The organism is Burkholderia sp. AU45274, assembly GCF_030482505.1.
In the GTDB taxonomy this organism is placed as follows: domain Bacteria; phylum Pseudomonadota; class Gammaproteobacteria; order Burkholderiales; family Burkholderiaceae; genus Burkholderia.
In genome coordinates, this window is the sequence record NZ_JAUJQE010000005.1 from 431,515 (window position 1) to 457,347 (window position 25,833).

General features: G+C 66.2%; 27 protein-coding genes. 5 read left to right on the forward strand and 22 right to left on the reverse strand.

Translation table 11 applies throughout. From position 1 onward, the window contains the following. Positions 1-51 precede the first annotated feature (51 nt). From QZM35_RS21045 to QZM35_RS21065, 5 genes are all read right to left on the reverse strand, one after another. Complete coding sequence (locus tag QZM35_RS21045) at positions 52-1,017, reverse strand: ABC transporter substrate-binding protein (protein ID WP_301776720.1); 966 nt, start codon at positions 1,015-1,017, stop codon at positions 52-54. A 219-nt stretch (positions 1,018-1,236) separates the two neighbouring features. Next, positions 1,237-2,343, reverse strand: a complete 1,107-nt coding sequence (locus QZM35_RS21050) for a fimbrial protein (RefSeq protein WP_089426378.1) — start codon at positions 2,341-2,343, stop codon at positions 1,237-1,239. Positions 2,344-2,446: 103 nt separating this feature from the next. Further along, a complete protein-coding gene (locus QZM35_RS21055) occupies positions 2,447-5,089 on the reverse strand; it encodes a fimbria/pilus outer membrane usher protein (RefSeq protein ID WP_301776721.1) in 2,643 nt (880 codons plus the stop codon). 209 nt (positions 5,090-5,298) lie between these two features. Then, a complete protein-coding gene (locus tag QZM35_RS21060) occupies positions 5,299-6,042 on the reverse strand; it encodes a molecular chaperone (RefSeq protein ID WP_089426380.1) in 744 nt (247 codons plus the stop codon). 112 nt (positions 6,043-6,154) lie between these two features. Then, positions 6,155-6,745 (reverse strand): fimbrial protein, encoded by a 591-nt coding sequence (locus QZM35_RS21065; protein WP_089426381.1) that lies wholly within the window; start codon positions 6,743-6,745, stop codon positions 6,155-6,157. A gap of 619 nt (positions 6,746-7,364) precedes the next feature. Between QZM35_RS21065 and QZM35_RS21070 the strand changes: the two genes are divergently transcribed. Next, complete coding sequence (locus QZM35_RS21070; RefSeq protein ID WP_089426382.1) at positions 7,365-7,673, forward strand: VF_A0006 family four-cysteine protein; 309 nt, start codon at positions 7,365-7,367, stop codon at positions 7,671-7,673. Between the two features lie 113 nt (positions 7,674-7,786). On the opposite strand, the gene QZM35_RS21075 is transcribed toward QZM35_RS21070, so the two are convergent. Both QZM35_RS21075 and QZM35_RS21080 read right to left on the reverse strand, forming a co-directional pair. Next, on the reverse strand, positions 7,787-8,602 hold the full coding sequence (locus QZM35_RS21075) for a MetQ/NlpA family ABC transporter substrate-binding protein (protein ID WP_089426383.1): 816 nt from the start codon (positions 8,600-8,602) through the stop codon (positions 7,787-7,789). Positions 8,603-8,814: 212 nt separating this feature from the next. Further along, complete coding sequence (locus QZM35_RS21080) at positions 8,815-10,419, reverse strand: methyl-accepting chemotaxis protein (protein WP_089473796.1); 1,605 nt, start codon at positions 10,417-10,419, stop codon at positions 8,815-8,817. Positions 10,420-10,667: 248 nt separating this feature from the next. Here QZM35_RS21080 and QZM35_RS21085 point away from each other — a divergent pair, with 248 nt between their 5' ends. Further along, positions 10,668-10,958: a YciI family protein gene (locus QZM35_RS21085; protein WP_069248921.1), complete on the forward strand. Its 291-nt coding sequence runs from the start codon at positions 10,668-10,670 to the stop codon at positions 10,956-10,958. Between the two features lie 151 nt (positions 10,959-11,109). Here QZM35_RS21085 and QZM35_RS21090 read toward each other — a convergent pair whose 3' ends face one another. From QZM35_RS21090 to QZM35_RS21110, 5 genes are read right to left on the reverse strand one after another with little or no spacing between them, the layout of a single operon-like run. Next, on the reverse strand, positions 11,110-11,727 hold the full coding sequence (locus tag QZM35_RS21090; RefSeq protein ID WP_043187233.1) for an SCO family protein: 618 nt from the start codon (positions 11,725-11,727) through the stop codon (positions 11,110-11,112). A gap of 18 nt (positions 11,728-11,745) precedes the next feature. Beyond that, positions 11,746-12,648 (reverse strand): heme o synthase, encoded by a 903-nt coding sequence (cyoE, locus tag QZM35_RS21095; RefSeq protein WP_006477738.1) that lies wholly within the window; start codon positions 12,646-12,648, stop codon positions 11,746-11,748. Between the two features lie 8 nt (positions 12,649-12,656). Next, a complete protein-coding gene (locus tag QZM35_RS21100; protein ID WP_069248923.1) occupies positions 12,657-13,769 on the reverse strand; it encodes a heme A synthase in 1,113 nt (370 codons plus the stop codon). Positions 13,770-13,793: 24 nt separating this feature from the next. Further along, positions 13,794-14,420, reverse strand: a complete 627-nt coding sequence (locus tag QZM35_RS21105) for a cytochrome C oxidase subunit I (RefSeq protein ID WP_301776722.1) — start codon at positions 14,418-14,420, stop codon at positions 13,794-13,796. Between the two features lie 60 nt (positions 14,421-14,480). After that, entirely contained in the window at positions 14,481-15,191 is a 711-nt protein-coding gene (locus QZM35_RS21110; protein ID WP_241026164.1) for an SURF1 family protein, read from the reverse strand. A gap of 84 nt (positions 15,192-15,275) precedes the next feature. Here QZM35_RS21110 and QZM35_RS21115 point away from each other — a divergent pair, with 84 nt between their 5' ends. After that, positions 15,276-15,485, forward strand: a complete 210-nt coding sequence (locus QZM35_RS21115; RefSeq protein WP_089426386.1) for a twin transmembrane helix small protein — start codon at positions 15,276-15,278, stop codon at positions 15,483-15,485. 171 nt (positions 15,486-15,656) lie between these two features. Here the strand turns inward: QZM35_RS21115 and QZM35_RS21120 are convergent, their stop codons facing one another. The 8 genes from QZM35_RS21120 to QZM35_RS21155 all read right to left on the reverse strand — a co-directional run bounded on the left by QZM35_RS21120 (position 15,657) and on the right by QZM35_RS21155 (position 22,714). Next, positions 15,657-16,514: a cytochrome c oxidase subunit 3 gene (locus QZM35_RS21120; RefSeq protein ID WP_059233128.1), complete on the reverse strand. Its 858-nt coding sequence runs from the start codon at positions 16,512-16,514 to the stop codon at positions 15,657-15,659. Between the two features lie 141 nt (positions 16,515-16,655). Next, a complete protein-coding gene (locus QZM35_RS21125; RefSeq protein WP_089426387.1) occupies positions 16,656-16,856 on the reverse strand; it encodes a DUF2970 domain-containing protein in 201 nt (66 codons plus the stop codon). 16 nt (positions 16,857-16,872) lie between these two features. Further along, complete coding sequence (locus QZM35_RS21130; RefSeq protein ID WP_174973096.1) at positions 16,873-17,481, reverse strand: cytochrome c oxidase assembly protein; 609 nt, start codon at positions 17,479-17,481, stop codon at positions 16,873-16,875. Positions 17,482-17,516: 35 nt separating this feature from the next. Continuing rightward, the gene (locus tag QZM35_RS21135) at positions 17,517-17,657 is read right to left on the reverse strand and encodes a cytochrome oxidase small assembly protein (RefSeq protein WP_017334314.1); all 141 of its coding nucleotides are present in this window, start codon (positions 17,655-17,657) and stop codon (positions 17,517-17,519) included. Between the two features lie 69 nt (positions 17,658-17,726). After that, positions 17,727-19,334, reverse strand: a complete 1,608-nt coding sequence (ctaD, locus tag QZM35_RS21140; RefSeq protein WP_069248929.1) for a cytochrome c oxidase subunit I — start codon at positions 19,332-19,334, stop codon at positions 17,727-17,729. Positions 19,335-19,377: 43 nt separating this feature from the next. Further along, positions 19,378-20,973, reverse strand: coding sequence for a cytochrome c oxidase subunit II (gene coxB, locus QZM35_RS21145; RefSeq protein WP_089426389.1), 1,596 nt, complete (start codon positions 20,971-20,973; stop codon positions 19,378-19,380). A gap of 55 nt (positions 20,974-21,028) precedes the next feature. Beyond that, positions 21,029-21,553, reverse strand: coding sequence for a DUF2244 domain-containing protein (locus QZM35_RS21150; protein WP_046544359.1), 525 nt, complete (start codon positions 21,551-21,553; stop codon positions 21,029-21,031). Positions 21,554-21,748: 195 nt separating this feature from the next. Next, the gene (locus QZM35_RS21155; protein WP_089426390.1) at positions 21,749-22,714 is read right to left on the reverse strand and encodes a methyltransferase domain-containing protein; all 966 of its coding nucleotides are present in this window, start codon (positions 22,712-22,714) and stop codon (positions 21,749-21,751) included. A gap of 81 nt (positions 22,715-22,795) precedes the next feature. On the opposite strand from QZM35_RS21155, the gene QZM35_RS21160 reads away from it, so the two are divergent. Continuing rightward, complete coding sequence (locus QZM35_RS21160) at positions 22,796-23,593, forward strand: ComF family protein (RefSeq protein ID WP_089426391.1); 798 nt, start codon at positions 22,796-22,798, stop codon at positions 23,591-23,593. A gap of 105 nt (positions 23,594-23,698) precedes the next feature. Then, entirely contained in the window at positions 23,699-24,169 is a 471-nt protein-coding gene (gene trmL, locus QZM35_RS21165) for a tRNA (uridine(34)/cytosine(34)/5-carboxymethylaminomethyluridine(34)-2'-O)-methyltransferase TrmL (RefSeq protein WP_174973100.1), read from the forward strand. A 34-nt stretch (positions 24,170-24,203) separates the two neighbouring features. Here the strand turns inward: trmL and QZM35_RS21170 are convergent, their stop codons facing one another. Together QZM35_RS21170 and QZM35_RS21175 are read right to left on the reverse strand one after the other, a co-directional pair. Next, a complete protein-coding gene (locus tag QZM35_RS21170; protein WP_089426392.1) occupies positions 24,204-24,728 on the reverse strand; it encodes an O-acetyl-ADP-ribose deacetylase in 525 nt (174 codons plus the stop codon). A gap of 95 nt (positions 24,729-24,823) precedes the next feature. After that, the gene (locus tag QZM35_RS21175; RefSeq protein WP_089426393.1) at positions 24,824-25,822 is read right to left on the reverse strand and encodes an NAD(P)H-dependent glycerol-3-phosphate dehydrogenase; all 999 of its coding nucleotides are present in this window, start codon (positions 25,820-25,822) and stop codon (positions 24,824-24,826) included. Between the last annotated feature and the right edge of the window lie 11 nt (positions 25,823-25,833).

A 25,833-nucleotide genomic window follows, 5' to 3' on the forward strand; every position in this document is an offset into this window, starting at 1 on the left:
GTGTCGTTCAGGCCCGGATCGGGCCTGCAAGCGCGGCGGTCGGGCCGCGGCTTACTTGATGACCGTCTTCGCGTCCTTGAGCAGATCCGGCGACAGCGTCACACCCTGCTTCGCGGCCGCGCCCGTGTTCGCGAACAATTCGAGGTTGCTGCTCGTTTCCGATGCGATCGCGCCCGGCTTCTCGCCCTTCAGGATGCGCGCGACGACCTTGCCCGTCTGACGGCCGAGGTCGCCGTAGTTGATGCCGAGCGCCGCGATGCCGCCGCGCTTCACGCTGTCGGTGTCGCCGGCGACGAGCGGGATCTTCCCTTCGTTCGCGACCTTCACGAGCGCTTCGTACGCGGACACGACGTTGTTGTCGGTGTTCGTGTAGATCACGTCGACCTTGCCGATCAGGCTCTTCGCGGCCGGGCCGATGTCGACGGTACGCGGCGCGGCCGCTTCCTTCAGCGTCATCCCCTGCTTCGCGAGGATCTCCTTGAGTTCCTTCACGACGACGACCGAGTTCGCCTCGCCCGGGTTGTAGACCATCCCGACCGTCTTCGCATTCGGCACGACGCGCTTGATCAGCGCGACCTGGCGATCGAGCGGCAGCTTGTCGGATACGCCCGTCACGTTGGTGCCCGACGGGCCCCAGCCCTTCACGAGCTGCGCGGCAACCGGATCGGTCACGCCCGAATAGACGACCGGCACGCTCTTGGTCGACGCGACCACCGCCTGCGCGGCCGGCGTCGCGATCGCGACGATCACGTCGGGCTGGTCGCCGACGAACTTGCGCGCGATCTGCGCGGCCGTACCCGTGTTGCCCTGCGCGCTCTGGTATTCCCACTTGAGCTTGTCGTCGCCGTAACCTTCCGCCTTCAGCTCGGCGCGCACGCCGTCGCGGATCGCATCGAGCGCCGGGTGATCGACGATCGACAGCACCTTGACGGTCTGGGCGTGCGCGGCACCGGCCAGCGCGAGTGCGGCCACGCCGGCCGTGATCGAACGGATCGCGAAAGTCTTGAAACGCTTCATGGGTGTGTCTCCCCCGTATTGTGTCGGTTCTGGATGATGGATTCCCGCCGCCGTCGGGCGGGCGCCGCCATGCGTACGACGTGCTGGCGAGCGGCCCGCGCACGCTCCGGGAAAGCGTGCAGCGGCGAACGCACGAGGATACCATTTCCGCAGACCACCGCCTGACGCCATACTTTCACGCGCCACGCCGGATCGCGGCGCCGGGCGACCGATTCCGCGCTACTGATAAGAGAACGTGATCGTGCCGAGTGCTTCCACGATGCCCGGCGTAATCTTCTCGGCCGTCTTGACATATCTCGCCTCGAACGGCACCTGGATCATCGTGTTGGCCGTGGTGGAGCGTCCGACCAGCCACTGGTTCGTATTGCCCTTGGCCGACGAGTCGGGACCAAAACGCAACGGCGTATCGGACCCTTTTTTCAGGATCTGAATCCCGATGCCCGAAGCCCCCGACCCACGGCCAAGGCTCAGCACGTTGCTCGTATTCGCGGGATTCGTCACGTCGCTCAGGGTCGCGTAAATGCTCAGGTCCGCATCGCACCGCAGATCGAACGAGAATGGCGCCGACTTCGCCGTAGCGACATCGCCGACCGCTTTCAGGCTGCCGGAATAGAGGCTAGGCAGCGTCACCGTTCTGGACGTGCCGGACGTGATCTTGCACGTTCTGGCCGTGACGGTCATGCTCGTCGCGCTCAACGGCGTCGACGCACTGCTGCCCGGCAGCAAATTCCCCTTGTACTTCAAGCGGAAATTGAAGAGCACCTGCCTTCTGGATGTATAGGAGCCCGTCGCGAGAGGCCCGACAGAAACATACGTCACCTTTGCGTTAAGCAGGCTTTTATCGATTGGAGGGATCGGTACCGACGTAGCGTCCGCGCCGATCGCAACCCATGCCCCGCCTGAATAGTCCGCAACCTCCACTGCGTATCCCACGCCAGGTATTCCCGATTCGAAAACGGCAGCGACTGCGCCGGTGCTCGTTTTGTATGTCACATTCGGGATGAGCACACCGGCCGGGCTGACGACGTACTCGTCATACATGCATACCGTACCGACGCTGTTGGCGACCCGTGCAACCATCGCTAACCCAATCGTGGACGATGGAAATTGAGTGCCGAGAAGCGTTCCGTCCTGTGCCACGCTGAGCGTAGCCGGGAGTGACGGCGAAATGCTTGACGCATGGCTGCTCAGTTCGCAAGTGGCAAAGGCATACCCGGACCAGAGCAGCGGGCACAGCATCAAAAGGCGCGCAAACCTCGCCGCCGCCGTGGCACGCCTCGACGACCGTCGCGTGACGCCGTCGGCGCCTGCATTTGTCCACTTCATATACGTTCCTGTCTGGTTTTGACCGACTGCCGGTGCGTCGACTTCCGGCGAGCCATGAAGCCGGCCCGGTCCGATAAATGGATAGCGGCGCGTCTCGACGGCATCAACGCGCCGCGCTCGTCTTCGCCGCACAAACACCCTTGAACTGCTCGAAGGCCCGGGCCTTGTTGCGCCCTTGCCGGACCGGCAGGTCGTACGCGATGCGGCAGCCCGACACGCCATCGTCGCCCCACTTCACCGTGAGTTCGCCCTTGTCCTTCAGGCCGCGTGCGAAGATCCTGCTCGCCTGACCGACGACGCCGAGGCTCTTGCCCGTTTCGTCGCTGACCGCCGCACCGAACGGCAGCGGCGTGCCGTCGGACCGAGTCGCCTGGATCACGGCCGCGCGCCCGGTGTCGGTGTCGAACTTGAGCAGCGGGACGGCGCCGGCGCGCGGCGCGACCTGCTGGCTGGTTTCCTTCAACTCGACGTCCATCGAGATGCCCTTCGGGTCGAGCTCGACGGTATTCATGTTGTACGGCGTGAGGTAAGGCACGACCGCATAGCCGCGGCTGTCGACCCGCACACCGGACGCATTCGTGACGCGCGCGCCTTCCGCACCTTTCGCCTCGACGATGCCGAAGGTCTCCGACAGCGGCTGCGACAACGTGATGCCACCCGGGTGGGCGACCGCCGCGCCGCGAATGCCGATCGAACCCTGCTGATAGTTCGAACTGCCGCCGGCGCTGAGATTGAACTCGGCGAAGCGCGCGCGGTACGTGAGGCTGCCGCTGCCGTCGGTGCTCGCATTGCCCTGCCCGTTCGTGTGGTTCGCGGCAAGGCTGTACGACAAGTCGTTGTCCACGCCGAGCGAGCCCGACAGCATCGACTGCAGCTGCGTGCGGCCCTCGGTATCGCGCGTCACGTTGCCCGTCAGCATCATCGGGCTGGACTTGCCGAGCGGAATCGACACGCTCGCGTAGTACAGCGTGCTCGCCTGGTTGCCCTGGCCGCGCTGGCGTGTCGCCGACAGGCTGTACGACACGTTCCTGAACGCGTTGTTGTACCCGACGGAGTAGTTGACGTCCGAGCCCGCGCGATTCCAGTAGTTCGACGCCGACGCGGTCACGCTCAGCTGCCCGCCCTTCTCGCCGAGACGCTGGCTGACCATCAGCGACGCGCGATTGCGCTGCCGCCCGACGGTATCCACGGAATAGCCCATGCGGACCGCATCGCGCGCGCTCATCGCGTCGTTGAGGTTGAAATAGCCGTTCGTCGAATAGCGATACGCGGCGATCGACACGTCGGTGCCGGTCGGTGCGACGGACTTCGAATAGCTGACCCGCAGGCTCGATCCGCTGAAGCGTTTCATGCCGGGAATCGACGTGGTGGCCTGCGTGAAGTCGACGCCGACCGCGCCGAATCGCGTATTGAACGCGCCGCCCGCCATGGCCGACGCGTAACCCGCCGCGACCGTGAGGCCGCCATAGGCGGTCAGCAGGTTCGTCAAGCCGCGCTGGTAGGTGAGCTGCGCGAACAGCGGGTTGCTGGTGTTCTGCTGGCTGCGCAGCGCACCCGCGACGAAGCTGTAGCGCTGGATGCCGGGGCGCAGCGACAGCGGGACCGACGCATAGGGCACGGAAAACGTGTGCACCGACCCATCCGCCTCGGTGACGGACACGCGCAGGTCGCCGCCATAGCCGGTCGGATACAGGTCGCCGATCTCGAACGGCCCTGGCGAAACGGTCGTTTCGTACAGCGTCACGCCGTTCTGGCGAATCGTCACCTTGGCGTTCGAGTTCGCGACGCCGCGCACGACCGGCGCATAACCGCGCAGCGAGTCGGGCAGCATCCGGTCGTCGCTCGACAGCCGCACGCCCCGGAACTGCGTCGAGTCGAACAACTCGCCGGACGTGAACGTCTCGCCGATCACGAGCTGCGAAGACAGCGACGGCAGATCCCGCTGCAGGTAGGTCGCAATATCCTGATAGCTGCCGCCACCACGCTCGGACCACGCGTACGAACCGTTGTGACGGAAATGCCAGTTGCCGACGTTGACGCCGCCGTTCAGCCCGAGATAGCCCTGCGTGTCCGCGCGGCTGCCCTTGACCTTCGCGCTGTAGACGTTCAGGTTGTAGTCGAGCATGCCGACGGGCACGCCATCGTTCCATTGATCGGGGCTGACGTAGCCGCGCGCGCGGTGCGCCAGCGATGCCTGCGGGATGCTGAGCGCCAGGCGCTGTTCGTTGAAATCGAACGACGCGCTCGCCTCGGGCACGATCTGACCAATACGCAGGCATTCGCCCTTGACCGTGATCGCCGCCGCGACGTCCGCGGGCAGCCTGGCGAAGTCGATGCCGATCCGGCGCAAGACCTTCTCGTCGAAGCAGGGCTGAGCTTCCGGCGTGTCCGGCGCGGCCTTGAACGCGATGTCGTAACGGCCTACCCAGTCCTGGCCGACGACGAGGTCGACGCCATACGTGCCCGGCGCGGTGAAGTTGCCGCGCTCGAAGTGCTTGATGTCGATCGCACGGCCGTTGCCATTGTTCACGAAATCCGGGTCGAACTGAACCTGCGCGAACTGCGTCTGTGCGAGGTCGACCTGCGCGACCTGCATCGTCATCGAATCGCCAGGCGCGGAATTGCCGGCGTCCGCGCGGCCGTCAGCCGACCACGCGGCGAGGCAGGACAGCACCAGCATGCACATCGGTTTGAGCCGAGGCAGGCAGGTTACGTCCGGGCGAGGATGTCGGATCGACGGGGTCATTCCGCAGGACTCCTATTGATAGTGAACTGGATTCGAATGCGAGAGCATTGGCGCTGCCGCTCAGCACACGCGGAAAGCGGTGTCGATCCGGAGGTGAAATCTGACGTTGAATCGACGCAGGCTGCCGTTGAATCGGCGAACGTACGTGGACGTGAATGCCGCGTCAGCCGGCTGGCCAATGGCCCTGGCAGGCCGCAGCCCGGCCGGCACTACCGCATCGCAACGGGTAGCTCGTTGTTGGTCGACGCACCCCAGTCGTTGATGCTGCCGAACCGTACTTTCGCGTCCGGCGCCGGCGGAGCCTTGAGATCCGCAACGGGAAATTCCTGCGTGCCGCCGGGCAGGATATAGCCCGCACCGGCGTCGTATTGATGTGCGCCCGATCGGAGCTGGACGCTGCCGATATTGACGACGTAAGGCGTCGGGTTGCTCGCCTTCAACGTATAGCGGCCCGCCTGGCCGCGCTCGATCTGCCAGCGAATCTGCGCCGGCGCGTCGTGTGCCTTGCCCGGCAGACCTTGCGGGCGAAACATGATCTTGACGCGCGTCCGGAACGCGACCTGAAGCTGGTTGTGAGCGTCGCTCGACGCAACCTTCGGCGGAATTTCCAGCACGTTGAGCCAGAAAAGCGATTCCTTGTCGGCGGGAAGCGGCTCGCTCGTATACATCAACCGCAGGGTTTGCCCTTTGTTCGGCTCCAGGCGGAACATCGCGGGCGTGAGCACGAACGGCGCGTCGATGGTGTCAGGCGATGCGTTCGCGTCGCCCTTGTCGATCCAGGCCTGGACCAATGCCGGCGCCGAACCTTCGTTCGACAGCTTGATCGTCACCTCGCGCTCGCCGCCCGGAAAGATGACGCGGGTCGCCGAAATCACGACGCTCGCGCTGGCTTGCGAAGCGATCAGGACGGTGGCCAGTGCGATGGCCTGGAGCGATTTGATGATGGCATTCATGATGACTCGGGCGGATTTCTAATCGTTGTGGCCGACTGGCGGATCGGAGTGGCGGCGTGCGAAGCCCGCCGCCAGGCCCGCCGGCGGGCGGGCCTTCGGGTAAGCGCAAGACTTACTCGTAGGCGACCGTGTACTGAACCTTCGAATTCGCCGAACCGCCTACTGCCGCGCCCGTCGCCAGGTACTCGGCAAAGAAGTTCAGCTGGGCGGAACCGTCCGAGCCGATCGAGACGACCTGCGAGTTCTGGTCCGGTGCGTTCGCGCCGACCTTGATCACGTTTTGCTGGTCGTTGAGGATCTGCAGCACGACGTTCGTCGCCGCAGGCGCCTCGGCCGTGCCCTTGTCGAGCGACAGCTTGCCGTCGGCCGTCACGTTCGTGGCGTTCTCGAACGTAACCTGGACCTTGGTGGGGTTGCCCTTCGACTCGGCGGTATCCACCGCGCAACCCGTCAGCTTGAAACCGAAGGCGGTGCGGCCAGCTACCGAGCCGGCCGCGTTCAGCGCGCCGGTACTGACCGTCGGCAGGGCAACTGCCTTGTTCGACGTGGTGCCTGCCGCGGCACCGTCGATCTTGCAGGTTGCCGCGGTTACGTTGCCGGTGAACGTGATCGTGCCGTCTGCCGCGTGGGCGGCCGACATCAGACCGAGGCCCGCTACGGCCAGAAGCATCGAAATGACTTTGGTGCTAGTTGCGAGTTTCATTATGTTGATCTCAAAAAACGGTTATTGACGATATGAAACGCGCATTCATCATTTCATGAACTTGTATTTAAATTGACGGGGCGCGATTCAGGCATCATTATTTATTTTCCGCCGATGGCCCGCCATCTGACAAAGTATGGAAGTGGATCCAAAAATAATCGGACAAGTACTAAAGTTGTCTCATTCAGATGGCGAATTCGTTTGTTCAGACAAATAAAACGACCATTCCACTAGGATTTATCGCAAGATCTGAGCTACGGCGATCCGACCTCGCCGAACGTTCGGCATGCCTGGATCCGGCGTGACGGAAACACGTGACGGGAAATCAATCGATACCGTCTAACAAATGACAACGACATTCCCATATATCGCCTCGCCTGCCCGGAAAATTTTTTAGATAATTTTGCTTTTATATTTCCTCGGTTGGCGCACGACATTCCACTTCAGTCCTTCTTTCGCGCCGGTGAAGCATCGACGCCTCTTGCGTTGCGCGTCGCACCACCGATAAGGCCGCACGGGGCAGGCCCGCTTCGTACCCGACCTCGGCACAACCCGTCGGCCGTCATCGCCGCTTTACGTTATGCTGTCGACCGACCCAATCCACGCCATTGGAGAGCACATGAATCGGGCGATCCGAGCCATCGCATTCGCGGCCATCGCGCTGGCGCCGCCGGGCGCGGCATTCGCGCTGACCGACGGCTATGCGCAATACGACGACTGCATGCTCAATGCGCTGCGCGAAAGCCGCAACGGCGCGGCGGCGCAGCTGATCCAGCGCTCGTGCGACGCGCTGTATCGCAACAACGCGATGCTGCTGCCGCGCGAGCGGCGTTTTCACGAGTGCGTCGTGCAGTCACTGCCGGGCGTGCGAGACAACTATGCGATCCAGCAGATCATGTCGATCTGCTCGCGGCGCGGCGAGATGTGAGCCGGCGCTAAACGCCGGTCGCCGTCGCACCGTTGCGTGGCGGCCGCACCAATGAAAAAGGGCCTGCGCGATGCAGGCCCTTTCGTTTCAGCGGTCCGACCGGTGTGCGTCGCTCAGAATGACGCGACCATCGAGCCCTTGAACTGCTTCTTGATGAATTCCTTCACTTCCGGCGACTGGTACGCCTTGACCAGCTTCTTCACCCACGGCTGATCCTTGTCCTTCGCGCGCACGGCGATCAGGTTCGCGTACGGGCTCGTCAGCGATTCGAGCGCGATTGCGTCCTTGGTCGGCTGCAGGTTCGCGGCGAGCGCGTAGTTCGTGTTGACCACGGCTGCGTCGACGTCCGACAGCACGCGCGGCAGTTGCGCGGCGTCGAGTTCGGAGATCTTCAGCTTCTTCGGGTTGTCGGCGATGTCGAGCACCGTCGCGTTGTTGCCGCCCGTGCCGGCGCCCGTCTTCAGCTTGATCAGGCCCTGCGTCTGCAGCAGCAGCAGCGCGCGGTTCTCGTTCGACGGATCGTTCGGCACCGCGACCTTCGCGCCTTGCGGCAGGTCCTTCAGCGCCTTGAACTTCTTCGAGTACACGCCCATCGGCGAGATGTAGGTCAGGCCCGCGCTGACGAGCTTGTAGCCGCGCTGCTTCACCTGGCTGTCGAGGTAGGGCTGGTGCTGGAAGCTGTTCGCGTCGAGGTCGCCCGAGTCGAGCGCCGCGTTCGGCTGCACGTAGTCGTTGAACTCGATGACCTTCACGTTCAGGCCTTCCTTCTCCTTCGCGACCTTCTGCACGAGCTGCCACACTTCCGAATCCGGGCCGGCGACCGTGCCGACCTTGATCACCTTGTCTTCGGCGTGCGCGCCTGCCGACAGCGTCAGCGCTGCACCGGTGGCCAGCACGGAAAATACCTTCAGGAGACTGCGACGCTTCATCTGTTTCTCGCTTTCTTGCTTACGGGATGACTGAAAATGGGGCGCGATACGGGTATGCCCCGACTCGCAGGAAGGGGCAAATGGTGTCACAGGATCGGCGGGAAGTGAAATACATCCCGCTCATATGGGTATGCACCGCAGCGGTGCTGGCAGGGGTGGCGCGACTCGGCCGTTAGTTGCATTTGTGCGAGTTGCGCATCGGCCCGAGCGCGTTACGCCACCGCCGCCCGGTCGGCCGCCTTCGTTTCGAATGCAGGCTCGCCCATCTGCCCGCCGACCCGGAACGCGCCGACCGTATCGCGCAGTCGCGCGGCCTGTTCCTGCAGCGACGCGGCGGCCGCAGCGGCCTCCTCGACGAGCGCCGCGTTCTGCTGCGTCACCTGGTCCATCTGCGTGACCGCGCGCCCGACCTGCGTGATGCCGCTCGCCTGCTCCTCGGATGCCGCCGCGATCTCGCCCATGATGTCGGTCACGCGCGCGACGGCCTGCAGGATCTCGCCCATCGTCGTGCCGGCCTGGCCGACCAGCGTCGACCCGTTGCGCACGCGCTCGACCGAGTCGACGATCAGCTCGCGGATCTCCTTCGACGCCGTCGCGCTGCGCTGCGCGAGCGAACGCACTTCGCCCGCGACCACCGCGAAGCCGCGGCCCTGCTCGCCGGCGCGCGCGGCTTCGACCGCCGCGTTCAGCGCGAGGATGTTGGTCTGGAACGCGATGCCTTCGATCACGCCGATGATGTCGGCGATCTTGCGCGAGCTGTCGTCGATCTGGCCCATCGTGCCGATCACGCGGTTCACGACGTCGCTCCCCGTGCGCGCGATCTCCGACGCGCTGTTCGCGAGCCCGCTCGCCTGCCGCGCGTTGTCGGCGTTCTGCTTCACGGTTGCGGTCAGCTGCTCCATGCTCGCGGCGGTTTCTTCCAGCGAGGCGGCCTGCTCCTCGGTGCGCTGCGACAGGTCGTCGTTGCCGGCCGAGATCTGGCGGCTCGCCGACGCGATCGATCCGGCCGACTGGCGAATCCCGCCGATCGTCGCCTGCAGCCGTGCCTGCATGTCGTGCATCGCGGCCATCATGCTCGTGCGGTCGCCCGCGCGAACCGGCACCGGCTGCGTCAGGTCGCCCTGCGCGATGCGCGTCGCGAGCGCGGCCGCTTCGTCGGGCTCGCCGCCGAGGCTGCTGCGCACGTTGCGGATGATCACGAGCATCGCCGCGCTGATCACGAAGCCGATCACGAACACGACCGCAAGGTGGCCGAGCAGCGTCCGGTAGTAGATGGTGTCGATGTCCTTCAGGAACACGCCGCTCGAGATGTTCCAGTCCCACGGCGCGAAGCGCGTGACGTAGCTGATCTTCGGCACGGCGGTCTCGCTGTGCGGCAGGCGCCCGCGGTACTCGGCGAAGCCGCTGCCGGTTTCCTTCGCGGCGTTCAGGATCGTGACGAACAGCGGTTTGCCGTCCGGGTCGAGATAGTCGCCGACCTGCGTGTTGACGAGCTTCGGCAGCGTCGGATGCATCAGCACGACCGGCTTCGAGTCCATCACGAACACGTAGCCCGAATCGCCGTAGCGCATCGCGGCGAGGCTCGCGAGCGCGTCGCGCTTCGCGTCGGCCTCCGGCAGCGTACCGCTCTGCGCGAGTGCGTGGTACGCCTTCACGATGCCGGCCGCCGAATCGACGAGATTCGCGATGCCTGCCTTGCGTTCGGCGAGCATCGTCGCGCGCGTCTCGTACGCGCTCCATGCGCCGACGCCCAGGAGACCGATCCATACCAGCGCAAGCGCGAGCCACAGCTTGCGGTTCAAACTCATTCTGCTCATCTGCGTGCCTCTGTCGATGTCGATGCGCACGCTGCGCGCGAACGGCCTGCCGCGCGCAAACGCTTGCCCATTCATTTACGGCACCGAGGCTTACAACTTGAATACGGCCGGCGCCGCGAACCGGCGATCGACAGGCCGCCCGCGCCCCGCGCCGCACCGCGACCGCCGGCGCGACAGTCCGCATCCGCTGTGCTAAAAAGACCGGCTAGCCGGCACACGAAGAGCCGGCGCCATTCCGAGGGCCACCCATGTACGTCATCGACATTCACTACACCGCATCGCTCGAGCGCATCGACGACGCGCTCGAACGCCATCGCGCATTCCTGCAGCCGCAATTCGACAAGGGCATCTTCATCGCAGCGGGGCCGAAGGTGCCGCGCGAAGGCGGCGTGATCCTCGCGGCCCGCATCGATCGCGACGAGCTGGACGCGATCCTGAAGACCGATCCGTTCGTCATCGAGGGGCTCGCCACGTATCGCGTGACGGAATTCCGGATCACGCGTGCCGCATCCGGCTTCAACGTGCCCGCGCTGCCGTAACGCGACGCCTGCGCGACATCTGCACGATACGCGCGCAGGCCGACACGCCGCCCGACGGGCGGCGCATGCAAACAACGAAGACAGAGGGAAAACGTGACGGCGCGAGGCGGCCGTCACGTGATCGCCGGGCCGGGCGCCCGGCGGCTACCGGTCAGTCGACCAGCAGCTTCAGGTCGTGGACCCACGGGCCGGGGCCCTGGCCGTCGCGCACGAACAGGCGCAGCTTGCCGTCGCGGTCGAACACGTAGCTCGCGGCCGTGTGATCCATCGTGTAGCTGCCGGGCGTCTTGCCGGGCACCTTCGCGTAGTACACGCGGAAATCCTTCGTGACCTTCTTCAGCGCGGCTTCGTCGGCCGGCCGCAGGCCGATGAACGACGGATCGAACGCGGGCACGTACTGGCCGAGCAGCGCCGGCGTGTCACGCTCCGGGTCGACGGTGACGAACAGCACCTGCACGCGCTTCGCGGCATCGGGCCCGAGCTGCTTCAGCGCTTCGGACAACTCGGCCATCGTCGTCGGGCACACGTCCGGACAGTGCGTATAGCCGAAGAACATCACGACGGCCTTACCCTTGAAGTCGGCGAGCGTGCGTACCTTGCCGGCCGTATCGGGCAGCGAGAAGTCGCTGCCGAACTGCGTGTTGCCGGTGATGTCGAGATTCTGGAATTTCGGCGCGTTGTCGCATCCGGCGAGCAGCAGCGCTGCCGTGAATGCGCACGCGAGCATCCAGCCTTGGCGCGCGCGGCGCCCGAACCGTGATTGGAGCATTGCGTTCAAACCGTGCGGTTACACGCCGAGCAGCGGACGTGCATAGTGATCGACGAGCAGCGCGGCGAACAGTAGCGACAGGTAGACGATCGAGTAGCGGAAGGCCTTGCGGGCGAGTTCGTCCGAGTAGTCGCGATGGATCTTCCACGCATACGCGAGGAACACCGCGCCGAGCAGCACCGCGCTCGTCAGGTAGACGGCCCCGCTCATCCCGGAGATGAACGGCATCAGCGTGACCGCGAACAGGATCACCGTGTACAGCAGGATGTGCAGCCGCGTGAACTTCTCGCCGTGCGTGACGGGCAGCATCGGCAGCCCTGCGTTCTCGTAATCCTTGCGGCGATACAGCGCGAGCACCCAGAAATGCGGCGGCGTCCACACGAAGATGATCAGCACGAGGATCCACGCGTCGCCCGGCACCGCGCCGGTGACCGCGGCCCAGCCGAGCGCCGGCGGCATCGCGCCCGATGCGCCGCCGATCACGATGTTCTGCGGCGTCATCGGCTTGAGCAGCAGCGTGTAGATCACCGCGTAGCCGACGAAGGTGGCGATCGTCAGCCACATCGTCAGCGGGTTCGTGAACGTATAGAGCGTCCATGCGCCGACGCTGCCGAGCACGGCCGAGAACAGCAGGATCTGCGGGGTCGTGATCTCGCCGCGCGCGGACGGGCGCCACGCGGTGCGGCGCATCATCGCGTCGATCTTCTGTTCGACGAGGCAGTTGATCGCGAACGCGGCGCCGGCCAGCAGCCAGATGCCGACCGTACCGCCGATCAGCACGTGCCACGGCACCATGCCCGGCGTCGCGAGGAACATGCCGATCACCGCGCAGAACACCGCGAGCTGCGTGACACGCGGCTTCGTCAATGCCATGTACTGCGAAAACCGGCTACCGGGCGATTGGGAGAGGGTGCTTTGCATGGGGGCGGTCACGCCGGGGCGGCGTCGCGCACAGGCTGCGCGACACGGCCGGGGCGGCTTGAAAGGATGCGAAAGTTTAACATGACGACGAGCAGCAGCAGGATCGCGGCCCCGCCGTTGTGCGCGACGGCGACCGGCAGCGGCCACTGCAGCACGATGTTGGTCAGGCCCGTCACGAACTGCAGCAGGACCACCAGCAGCACGCCGTTCGCGGGCCGCCGCAGCGACTCGAAGCGGCGCATCTTCAGCGCGAACGCGACCAGGTAGGCGACCACCACGAACGCAAACGTGCGGTGCGTCCAGTGGATCGCGACCAGCGCGTCCTGCGTGATCGCCTCGCCGTCCTTCGTCATCCCGAGCGCGCGCCACAGGTGGAAGCCGTGCTGGAAATCCATCGGCGGGATCCACTGGCCGTTGCAGGTCGGGAAGTCGGTGCACGCGAGCACCGCGTAGTTGGTGCTCACCCAGCCGCCGAGCGCGATCTGCACGACCAGCAGCACGAGCGCCGCGAGAGCGGCCGCGCGATAGCGGCCGGCTTCGGGGTCATGCGACGGCAGCGGCGTCTGCCGCGCCGCGAGCCAGCCGAGCGTGCCGAGCAGCGTGAGGCCGAGCAGCAGGTGGATCGTGACGATCACCGGCTGCAGCTTCATCGTGACCGTCCACGCGCCGAACGCGCCCTGCACGAGGATCAGCAGCAGCAGGCTCGTCGGCCACCACGGCGACACGTGCAGCGGGCGGCGGCGCAGCCGCGCGGACCACGCGATCACGACCTGCGCGATGATCAGCACGCCGATCGCCATCGCGAAATAGCGGTGGATCATCTCGATCCACGCCTTCGACATGCTGACGGGGCCCGTCGGCATCGCCTGGTGCGCGGCCGTGATCGCGGCATGCGCGATGAACGGCGACGACGTGCCGTAGCAGCCGGGCCAGTCCGGGCAGCCGAGCCCCGAATCGGTCAGCCGCGTGAAGCCGCCGAACATCACCAGGTCGAGCGTCAGGAAGGTGGTGATCCACACCAGCTTGCGAAACTTGTTGTCGTCGGCCTTCACCCACACGTACGACAGCGGCAGCAGCGCGATGCAGAAGCCGATCAGGCCGAGTTGCAGTAGATACGCCATCGGTTCAATGCCTCTCGTGTTGCGTTAGCCGATGCTCGACCACTTCAGCAGCTTCGTCACGTCCGCCTTGATCTTGCCGGGGTTCGGATCCTTCGGGAAACGCATCATCAGGTTGCCGTTCGGATCGACCATGTAGAGGTGGTCGCTGTCCTTCGTGCCGGCGTCGGCCGGCAGCCACGCGGCCACCGCGGCCGGATCGGCGACGAGCCGGCGCGTGTCGGGGTACGCGTCCAGCACCTTCTGCGGCATCGCGCCCGCATCGCTGCGCAGCCACACCATCGTGAGCCGGTGCCGCTCGCCCGCCTGCGTGACGCGGATCTGGCGCATGAAATAGAGCTTCTTCGCGCAGGCCTCGTCGCACGCGCTGCTGTCGGTCATCACGAACAGCCACACGCCGCGCAGCGACGCCAGCGGCACGGTCTTGCCGGTTTCGTCGGTCACCTGCAGATCCGCGGGGATCGGGCGCTGCGGCTCGATCAGCGTGCCGTAGTTGGTCGAGCCGCCCTTCGGCTTGATCACGTAATAGGTGAAGTACGACGCGATCATCGGCGCGGCGCACACGAGACCCAGCAGCACGAGCATCCAGCGGCCGCGCTTGCGGGCCGCCGGCGACATCGGCGCAGCGGCCGAACCCTGACGGGGAGATTGCATGGACAAATCAGACCTCTCGAAACGAACCCGCGGCGCGAGCGCCGCGTCCTGGCATGGCGCTCATGCGCCGGCCGACTTCTTCGCCGCACGCCGCGCAGCGTACAGGCCGAAGCCGAGCGCGGCCGCCGCCATCGCCCACCACTGAAACATGTAACCGTAATTGCGCTCGACGCCGGTCGTCGCCGCCGGCCAGTCACGCACGAGCTTGTCGCCGTCGTCGCTCGTCTGCTGGATCACGAACGGCTGCAGCGGCAGCCCCGTTTCCTTCGCATACGCGGCGACGTCCAGGTTCTGCCGGATCTTCTGGTGCGCCGCCGACCCGCCTTCGCCGAGCTCGAACGCCCGCGACGCGTCGGCGCGCGCGATGCCCACGATCTCGACGTCGCCCGCGGGCGTCGCGAACGGCTCGATCGCCGTGCGATCGGCGATATTGCGCGGCAGCCAGCCGCGATTCACGAGCACGACGCCGCCGCCCGTGAGTTTAAACGGCATCACGACGTAAAAACCCGGCTGGTCGTTATACGGCCGATTGTCGAGGAACACGGCCTGCTCGGGCAGGAAGCGGCCTGTCGCACGCACGCGATGGAACTCGATCGACGCGAGCGGCATCGGCTGCGCGCCGACGTCGACGGGCGCCGCCTGCTCGTAGCGCGCGATGCTCGCCTGCAGCGCTTCCTTCTGGTGCGCGCGGTCGCGCTGCCAGAAACCGAGACGGATCGTGACCGCGACGACGACGAGGATCAGCAGCGCGGGCAGCCAGCGGATCTTCATCATGCGGCCCGCCCGGCACCTGCCGACAAGCGAAGTGCGATAATTATCCTCTTCCTTTCGAATTGCCGTCGTCCGGTTCGTGTCATGCACATACTCGTTCCCATCGCCTTCGTCCTCATCATTGCCAGCATGGGCTCGGCGCTCTACTTCATGATGCACGACCGCGGCCACACGAAACGCATGGTCTGGTCGCTCGCCACCCGCGTCGGGCTGTCGGTGTCGCTGTTCCTGCTCATCCTGATCGCGAACGCGATGGGCTGGATCCATTCGACCGGCCTGCCGATCGGGCGTTGATCGATTCGCCGCCGCCGCCGCTGTGACATTTCGCCGCACGGCCGCGGCACCAAGCAAAAGCGCCGCCTGACTGAGTCGCGGCGGCGCCCGAGGGGTGAAGGCCGGCAGTCACGCTGCCCGGCCGACCCAATGAAAACGGCCCGCGCATTGCTGCGCGGGCCGTTGTTCCATTTACAGCCAGTAGACGACGACGTACAGGCCGAGCCAGACGACGTCGACGAAGTGCCAGTACCACGCGGCGCCTTCGAATGCGAAGTGGTGATCGGGCTTGAAGTGGCCGCGGATCATCCGCACCAGCACCACCGCGAGCATCGTGCCGCCGAGGAACACGTGGAAGCCGTGGAAGCCGGTCAGCAGGAAGAACGTCGAACCGTACACGCCCGAGTTCAGCGTCAGGTTCAGTTCGTTGTACGCGTGGTAGTACTCGAAGCCCTGCAGGAACAGGAAGCAGATACCGAACGCGAGCGTCGCGGCCAGCCAGGCGATCGCCTTCTTGCGATGATCGTCACGCAGCGCGTGGTGCGAGATCGTCAGCGTCACGCCCGACGACAGCAGGAATGCGGTGTTCAGCGTCGGGATCGGCCACGGGCCCATCGTCTTGAAGTGACCGGCGAGCGCGGCGGGGCCTTCGTTCGGCCACACGGCGGAGAAATCCGGCCAGATCAGCTTGTAGTCGAGGCTGCCGAGCTGGTGCAGCGCGATTTCACGCGCATAGAACAGCGCGCCGAAGAACGCGCCGAAGAACATGACTTCCGAGAAGATGAACCAGCTCATGCTCCAGCGGTACGACTTGTCGACGTTCTTGCCGTAATGACCGCCTTCCGATTCGGCGATCGCGTCGCCGAACCAGTGATACAGCGTGAAGAGCAACCACAGCAGGCCGAGCAGCGCCGTAAACGGCGCCCAGTCGTGACCGTTGATCCACAGCGCCGCCGATCCGAGCATGACCAGCAGGCCGATGGCCGCACTGATCGGATGGTGCGACGGATGCGGCACGAAATAGTACGGGGTCTGGTTTTGACCGCTCATGCTTGATTCTCCACTTCTGTCCAATTTGTGTACCGGAAACCGCTCCGGCTTTATTTCTTGCGCGGCGTGACCACCACCGCTCCTTCCTGCACGCGCCGCCGTGGCGCCGCGCACTGCATTCTTCTTTCGTGGCCGCGGGCTTCAGCCCACGACGGCACGCACGACCAGGATCAGCACGCCGATGAACAAACCGGCTGCCAACAACGCGACGATCAGCACGTGCAGCGGATTCAGCTGCGTCGCGTCGGCCTCCAGGTCACGCCGCTTGCGCACCCCGAAAAACGACCACAACACCGCTTTCAGCGCCTGGCCGAACGACCCGCCCCGCTTGCCCTCCGTCATCGCCCCGCCTCCGTCGTCATGCGTCCGGCTTCGCCGCGCCCTGCGCCGCGGTCTTGCCCGGCGCCGGCGCCGGCGTGGCCGGCGTATTCAGCTCGAAGAACGTGTACGACAGCGTGATCGTCTTCACGTCCTTCGGCAGTTTCGGATCGATCACGAACACCACCGGCATCTTGCGCGACTCGTTCGCGGCCAGCGTCTGCTGCGTAAAGCAAAAGCACTCGATCTTCTTGAAGAACTCCGTCGCCTGCTTCGGCGCGTAGCTCGGAATCGCCTGCGCAACGACCGGCCGGCCCTGCCCGTTCGTCACGTCGTACACGATCGTCATCAGCTCGCCCGGATGCACGTCGAGACTGTTGTGCTCCGGCTTGAAACCGAGCGGGCCGCGCGCGTTCGCATCGAACTCGACCGACACCGTGCGGCCATAGTCGACCTGCGAGTTCTTCACCTCGCGCTCGCTGACATCGCGCTGCACCAGGTTGTTGATGCCGGTGATCTGGCAGATCGCCCGATACATCGGGATCAGCGCGAAGCCGAAACCGAACATCAGCCCGGCCACGACGAAGAGCTTCACCAGCATCGAACGATTGAACGCGCGATCGACGGCGCCCTCTTCCGGCTTCGACATACGACAACTTCCTCGCTACTGCGTCTGTTGCTGCATCAGTGAGTGGACAGCCACCACTGCTTGATCACGACACCCACAAAAAAAACGGCGGCGATGACGAGCAGGGTGAGGCCGAGCCGCTTGTTGCCCGCGCGGATCTGCTCGGGCGTTCGTCTTTGTTGTGGATTCCGGTTCATCTGAAACTTCGGTTCGGCGCCCGCCGCGCCTGCCTGCGCGGCAGGCAGCGGCGGAACGCACGGTGAAACTTACTCGACGTGCGGCGGTTGCTCGAACGTATGGAAGGGAGCCGGGCTCGGCACCGTCCACTCGAGGCCTTCCGCGCCATCCCACGGCTTGTCCGACGCCTTTTCCAACTCGCCGCCGCCACGGTAGGCCGGCAGCGCGACCGCGAACAGGAAGTACACCTGCGCGAGGCCGAAGCCGAATGCGCCGATCGTCGCCACCTGGTTGAAGTCCGTGAACTGCGCCGGGTAGTCCGCGTAGCGACGCGGCATGCCTGCGAGACCGACGAAGTGCATCGGGAAGAACGTCAGGTTGAAGAAGATCATCGACGCCCAGAAGTGGATCTTGCCGCGCGTCTCGTTGTACATCCAGCCCGTCCACTTCGGCGCCCAGTAGTACCAGCCCGAGAACAGCGCGAACAATGAGCCGGCCACCAGCACGTAGTGGAAGTGCGCCACCACGAAGTAGGTCCCGTGATACTGGATGTCGAGCGGCGCCATCGCGAGCATCAGGCCCGTGAGGCCGCCGAACGTGAACACGAACAGGAAACCGATCGCGAACAGCATCGGGGTTTCGAACGTCATCGAGCCGCGCCACATCGTCGCGAGCCAGTTGAACACCTTCACGCCCGTCGGCACCGCGATCAGCATCGTCGCGTACATGAAGAACAGCTGGCCGGTCACCGGCATGCCCGTGGCGAACATGTGGTGCGCCCAGACCATGAACGACAGGATCGCGATCGAAGCCGTCGCGTACACCATCGAGCTATAGCCGAACAGCGTCTTGCGTGCGAACGCCGGGATCACCTGCGACACGATCCCGAACGCCGGCAGAATCATGATGTACACCTCGGGGTGGCCGAAGAACCAGAAGATGTGCTGGTACATCACCGGGTCGCCGCCGCCTGCCGCGTTGAAGAACGACGTGCCGAAGTGGCGGTCGAACAGCACCATCGTGATCGCGCCTGCCAGAACCGGCATCACGGCGATCAGCAGGTAAGCCGTGATCAGCCACGTCCACGCGAACATCGGCATCTTCATCAGCGTCATGCCCGGTGCGCGCATGTTCAGGATCGTCACGACGATGTTGATCCCGCCCATGATCGACGATGCGCCCATGATGTGGACCGCGAAGATCGCGAAGTCCATGCCCGGGCCCATCTGCGTCGACAGCGGCGCGTAGAGCGTCCAGCCGGCGGCCGTCGCGCCGCCCGGCGCGAAGAACGAACCGACCAGCAGCACGGCCGCGACCGGCAGCAGCCAGAAGCTGAAGTTGTTCATCCGCGCGAACGCCATGTCGGACGCGCCGATCTGCAGCGGAATCATCCAGTTCGCGAAGCCGACGAACGCCGGCATGATCGCGCCGAACACCATGATCAGGCCGTGCATCGTCGTGAGTTCGTTGAAGAACTCCGGACGCATGATCTGCAGGCCCGGTTCGAACAGCTCGGCCCGGATGGCGAGCGCCATCACGCCGCCCGACAGGAACATGATGAACGAGAACAACAGGTACAGCGTACCGATGTCCTTGTGGTTGGTGGCGAACAGCCAGCGACGCCAGCCGTGCGGCATTTCGTGCGCGTGGTCGTCGTGCGCGTGGTCCGCGGCTACGTCGTGCCCGATGCTAGACATGAGAATCTCCTAATGCGAATACGTCGACTAACTCAGCGACACGTCAAGCCGCCGGGCCGATCTCGACACGCCGGGCTTCCTTCGCGTCAGCCCCGCCCGTGATCGTTTCCGGCTTTTTGAGAATAATGTGGTCTTCCGCCACGCCTGCTGCCTTCAGCGCGTCGCGCACGGCTTGTGCGCGATGCTTCGCCAGTTCGGCGTTCGCGTCGGCCGAGCCCGTCTTGTCGGTAAAGCCCGACAGCGCGAGCTTCGCGTCCGGATGTGCCTTCGCATAGTCGGCCGCGGCGGCGATCGCCGCCTTCGCGTCGGCCGGCAGCACGCTCTTGCCCGTCTCGAAGTAGATCGTCGACAGCGCGGCCGAGGCCGCTGCCGCCGGCTGCTCCGCGCCCGACGCAGCCTGCGCCGGTGCCGAAGCGGCTTCCGCCGGTGCCGCTGCCGCTGCGCCCGCCGCGTCTTCCGGCAGCTTGCCGTTACGCGCGTCGGCCACTTGCTTCGGCTGCAGCAGGTCGTTCTTGTGGTTGCCCCACGAATTGCGTTCGTACGTGACGACCGAGGCGATGTCGAGATCCGACAGCGACGCCCACGACGGCATCGCGCCCTTGCCGTGCAGCACGCGCTCGACGTGGGCGGCGATCGGGCCGTTCACGATCGGGCTGCCGTCCATGGCCGGGAACGCGCCGAGGCCCTTGCCGTTCACCTGGTGGCAGGCCGCGCAGTTCGCCTTGTAGACTTCCTCGCCGTGCGCGACGAGTTCAGCCATCGTGTAGACCTTGTTGGGATCGACTGCGGCGCTGGCCAGCTTGGCCTTCTGCGCGGTGACCCACTTCGCGTAGTCGTCATCCGACAGGACTTCGACCACGACCGGCATGTACGCGTGTTCCTTGCCGCACAGCTCGGTACAGAAACCGCGGAACGTACCGACCTTGTCGGCCTTGAACCACGTGTCGCGCACGAAGCCGGGGATCGCATCCTGCTTCACGCCGAACGCGGGCACGTACCACGAGTGGACGACGTCGTTCGCGGTCGTGATGATGCGGATCTTCTTGTTGACCGGCACGACGAGCGGGTTGTCGACTTCCTGCAGATAGGTGTCGGTGATCGGCTTCTTGCCCATCACTTCGTCACGCGGGGTGCTGAGCGTCGACAGGAAGCCGATGCCCTCGCCCGGGCCCTTCACGTAGTCGTAGCCCCACTTCCACTGGTAGCCGGTGACCTTGATCGTGAGATCGGCGTTGGTCGTGTCCTTCATCGCGACGACGGCCTTCGTCGCCGGCAGCGCCATCAGCACGACGATGACGAACGGCACGATCGTCCAGATGATCTCGACGGTCGTGCTTTCATGGAAATTGGCGGCCTTGTGGCCCTTGGATTTGCGGTGCGCGAAGATCGAATAGAACATCACGCCGAACACGCCGACGAAGATCACCGTACACAGGATGAGCATCATCGTGTGGAGATCGTAGAGCTCCTCGGCGATCTTCGTGACAGGCGGCTGAAAGTTGATCTCGTTGACACGGGGGCCGCCCGGGCTATCACCGACCGCCAGGGCGGCACCGGCAAAGAGCAATCCGCTGCATGCCAGCACGCCCGCGAGGGCTCGCTTGATTGTTTTCATAGCATCCTTACCCAAAATTTCCATTCAAACCCTCCCCCGTCGCAAGCGACCGGCCCTATCCGCCGGTGCCCGCGCCTCGTCAGCCGCAGCGCCTGAGCGATACGCGCAGTTCGTCGGCGAACTGCGCCCGCTTGTACTGCGCGAGATGCTGACCGATTACGACGGTCTGCCCGCGCGATACCAGCCGAATCGGATCGCGTGGCGTCGCACCCGGCTCGACCCGCACCCAGCGCGGGTTGAATTCGATCTGCGTGAGCCGCTCCGCATCCATTCGCTCGATCACGAGCCGGTGCGGATACAGCCTGATGCGTTCGTAATCGACCGCATGGCGAGCATAGATCGCAAATGCGACACCCACAGCCAGCAACTCGATTCCGGTGAAGGGCATGACGAGCCAAGCCCCCCGCCACATCAGCAATGTCGCGATCACCAGCGAGAAGCCCGCGAGCGACGCATAAAACAGCACGAACTGGCGCGGCGACGCCGAACAGTTGCGTTTCATCAGCCAGTCTTCCAGGACCGGCTCGCCGTTCGTCGTCTCCGCCAACACCCTCGCTGCTTCCATCGCCGCCTCACGCGAATGGCATGCGATGCATGCCTGCATCGGACTCGTCGGCCCGTATTGCGGGGACCCCGGGACGACAAGCTGACGCATTATAGGCGGGTTCAATGGCATCCACAAGCAAGCGACTATCGGCCCGCGAGCCAAGCGCGACAAGCTTTCCGGCCATTTTAGGCGCCAATTCGACCCCGCTTTGCGCCGCTAATTTCAGACATAACAAAACCCCTCTTTACCGCTTTACCGATTCTTCGGACGCCCCTTTCCGATGTCCTCGATGCGCACGATCCCGTGCCCTTCGGCGGTCGTGCGCGGCACGGCCTTCCACGCGTGGCCGTAGATCACTTCGAATGTCAGCGGAATCGTGCCGTCCTCGCGCCGGCGGGCCTCCAGCGCGTCGCCGAGCGCCGCGCGAAAGCGCCGCGTCGCGCGCTGCGGCGCCTCGCGGTCGAACGGATAGGCGCCCCAGCGGCGCACGTCGGCCAGCAGCGAGTCGGGGGATTTGTAGGTGACGGTCAGCACTTCCTGATCCATCACGGGAATCTCGAAGCCGCTCTCGACGAGCATGTCGCCGAGGTCGTGCATGTCGACGAAATCGATCACGCGCGCGGCGGGCGGCGCCATGCCCAGCGCCGCTTCGGCGTCCGCGCAGGCCGCGCGCAGTTCGCGCAGCGTATCGGGGCCGAGCGTGCTGAACATCAGCAGCCCGTTCACGCGCAGCACGCGCTGCCATTCGGGCAGCACCGCGTCCGGGCGCGAATGCCAGTGGAGGGCGAGATTCGACCAGATCAGGTCGAACGCGCCGCCGGGGAACGGCAGCGCGGCGAAATCGGCCTGCGCGACGCGCGGGCCGCGCGGGCCCAGTGCGCGGCCGAGCGAGGCCGGCAGCCAGCGGCGCCAGCTCGTCTGCTCGACCTCGCGCTGCCCTGCTCGCGCGAGCATCGCGCCGGACAGGTCGACGCCGAACACGGGCGCCTCGGGAAAGCGCGCGCGCAGCGCCGGCAGGTCGTCGCCCGGGCCGCAGCCCGCGTCCAGCACGGCTGCGGGGCTCACCTTGATGTATTCGAGGCGCTCGTTCATGCGCTGCGCGATCTCGCGCGGCAGGAACGCGACCGCATCGAACGTGGCGGCACGGCGATCGAAGATCCGCCGCAGGCGCCTTGCGTCATTGGCCGGACGGCCGGTTGAAGTCGAAGCTGGGGACATGTCGGGCACACTGGCGAAGAGCCCGAAGTATACTCGCTCGCCTCGCAGGCTTCATTGAGGCGGGGTGTCAGGAGTGTTGCAATGATCCGCCGTTCCGCCCCGCGCACGATGCGCGTCGCTTTGTCGCAGGTTCGCGCGCTGGCAGCGCGCGTCGCCTCGGTCGCGCTGCCGAATCGCTGCGCACTGTGCGGCAATTTGTCACACAGCCTGATTTGCGGTGCTTGCGACGCCGCGTACTGGAATGAAGCGCGACTGCGCTGCGACGTCTGCGCGCTGCCGCTGGGCATCGGGCCATCGCGTTCGCCCCCGCGACGCGGCGCTCGCGCCGGCCGCGTTACCGCATACCGTTGCGACGCGTGCCGCACGGCGCCGCCGCCGTTCGATGCGACGCTCGCGCTGGCGGATTACCGCGCACCGCTCGACGGGCTCGCGCGCGGCCTGAAGTTTCACCGGCAACTCGCGCTCGGCACCGAATTCGCGGCGCGGCTCGCCCGGTTGATCGACGATACACCCGGCGCCGGCGGCTTCGACCTGGTGGCGCCGGTGCCGCTGTCGCACCGGCGGCTCGTTGCGCGCGGCTACAACCAGGCGTGGGCGATCGCGCGCCCGCTCGCGCGGCGGCTCGGCGTGCGCGCGGATGCGGTGCTGCTCGCGCGCGTCGCCGACACCGCGCCGCAGTCGCGGCTCGACCGGCACGCACGACGCGACAACGTGATGGCGGCATTCGCGGTGGCGGGTGGCGTCGCGGGCCGCCACGTCGCGCTCGTCGACGACGTGATGACGTCCGGCGCGACGCTCGCGGCCGCCGCGCATGCACTGAAGGCCGCGGGCGCCGCGCACGTGACGAATCTGGTTGCGCTGCGCACCGCCAGGGATTAATTAGATAGAGAGGCCAGCCGCCCGAGCACGGCGGCGGCCGCCACGAACCGGCCGGCCGGGAACGCGCACATGGCGCCGCCCCGGCCGGCCCAGCCAGACCGAAACATGTTCAACGTCGTCCTCGTCGCCCCCGAAATTCCGCCGAACACCGGCAACGTGATCCGCCTGTGCGCCAACACGGGCGCGCGTCTGCACCTGATCGAGCCGCTCGGCTTCCCGCTCGACGACGCGCGGATGCGCCGCGCGGGCCTCGACTATCACGAGTATGCGCAGATGCGCGTGCACCGCGACTGGGATGCGTTCATCGCGACGGAAACGCCCGACCCCGCACGGATGTTCGCGTTCACGACGCGCGGCTCGGGCCGCTTCCACGATCACGCGTTCCTGCCCGGCGACTGGTTCGTGTTCGGCTCGGAAACGCGCGGCCTGCCCGCCGAGCTGCTCGAGCGCTTTCCGAACGAACAGCGCGTGCGCCTGCCGATGCGGCCGGACAACCGCAGCCTGAACCTGTCGAACACGGTCGCGGTGGTCGTGTTCGAGGCGTGGCGCCAGGCCGGCTTCGAAGGCGGCGCCTGACGCCTGCACGGCGCAGCGCGCCACGCGGGACGCGTCACGTCCGTGCGAGCCGCGCGCGATACAGGTCGTAGATGTCGGGAGAAAAGCACGCGAACACCACGCGTGCGAGGTTCGGCGCCTGCGGCAGCATTTCGGCGACGGTGCCCACCGCGATCTCGACGGCTTCCTCGGCCGGATAGCGATAGATGCCGCAACTGATCGCCGGGAACGCGATCGACGTCGCCGCGACCTCCTCGGCCAGCTCGATCGCGCGCCGGTAGCACGACGCGAGCAGGTCGGCCTCGCCGCGCCCGCCGCCGTGCCACACGGGCCCGACCGCATGGATCACGTAGCGCGCCGGCAGCCCGTGGCCGCGCGTGAGCTTGGCGTCGCCCGTCTCGCAGCCGCCGAGCGTGCGGCATTCGGCCAGCAGGCCGGGGCCGGCCGCGCGATGGATCGCGCCGTCGACGCCGCCCCCGCCGAGCAGCGAGCCGTTCGCGGCGTTGACGATCGCGTCGACATCGAGCGTCGTGATGTCGACGACCTGCGCATCGAGCGTGGTGGAATGGATCTGCAGCATGACAACCTCCCGGAACGCCGGAGACTGTTCAAGCGTAGCGCGCTTTGACGCCGCGCGCCCGCAGCGAACACGGCACCCAAAGGCGCCGGGTCGTATTACTCGGCGCGCGCGTCGCGCCGCAGCAGGCCGCTGACGGCGTCGCGCGGCGCGATGCCGTCGAACAGCACGCCGCACACGGCTTCGGTGATCGGCATTTCGATCGACTGCGCGCGTGCGATGGCCAGCACGGCCTGCGCGCAGCGCACGCCTTCGGCCACGTGGCCGAGCGCGCCGAGGATGTCGTTCAGCGTGCGGCCGGCCGCCAGTTGCAGGCCGACCGTGCGGTTGCGCGACAGGTCGCCCGTGGCGGTGAGGATCAGGTCGCCGAGGCCCGTGAGGCCCGTGAAGGTTTCCGCCCGGCCGCCGAGCGCGACACCGAGGCGCGACATTTCGGCGAGGCCACGCGTAATCAGCGCGGCGCGCGCGTTCAGCCCGAGGCCGAGACCGTCGGCGATGCCGGTCGCGATCGCGAGCACGTTCTTCACCGCGCCGCCAACCTCGACGCCGACCACGTCGTCGCCTGTATAGATCCGCATCGCGCCGTGATGGAACGCGGCGAGCGTGCGCTCGCGGCATTCGGCGGACGTGCTCGCCACCGTCAGCGCGACGGGCAGCGACTGCCCGACTTCGCGCGCGAAGCTCGGCCCCGACAGCACGCCGTTGCTGAGCTGCCCGGGCAGCTCGGCCGCGATCACCTGATGCGGCAGCAGATGCGTGTCGGCCTCGAAGCCCTTGCAGACCCAGACGACATGCGCGGGCACGCAGCCTGCGTCGCGCATCGCATGACACAGCGTGCGCAACCCGGCCACCGGCGCGGCGATCACGCACAGTGCGTCGTCCGCGGCGCCATGCGCGAGCGCGGCGCCGAGATCGGCGTCGTAGCGCAACGCGTCAGGCAGCGCGATGCCGTCCAGATAGCGGGAATTTTCGTGCCGGGCCTGCAGCCCGGCGATGAGCGCGGCGTCGCGCGCCCACAAAAGCGTATCGTGCCGCGCGGCCAGATGGCCCGCGAGCGCGGTGCCCCAGGCACCGGCGCCGAGAACGGCTACTTTCATACCCAGCACCG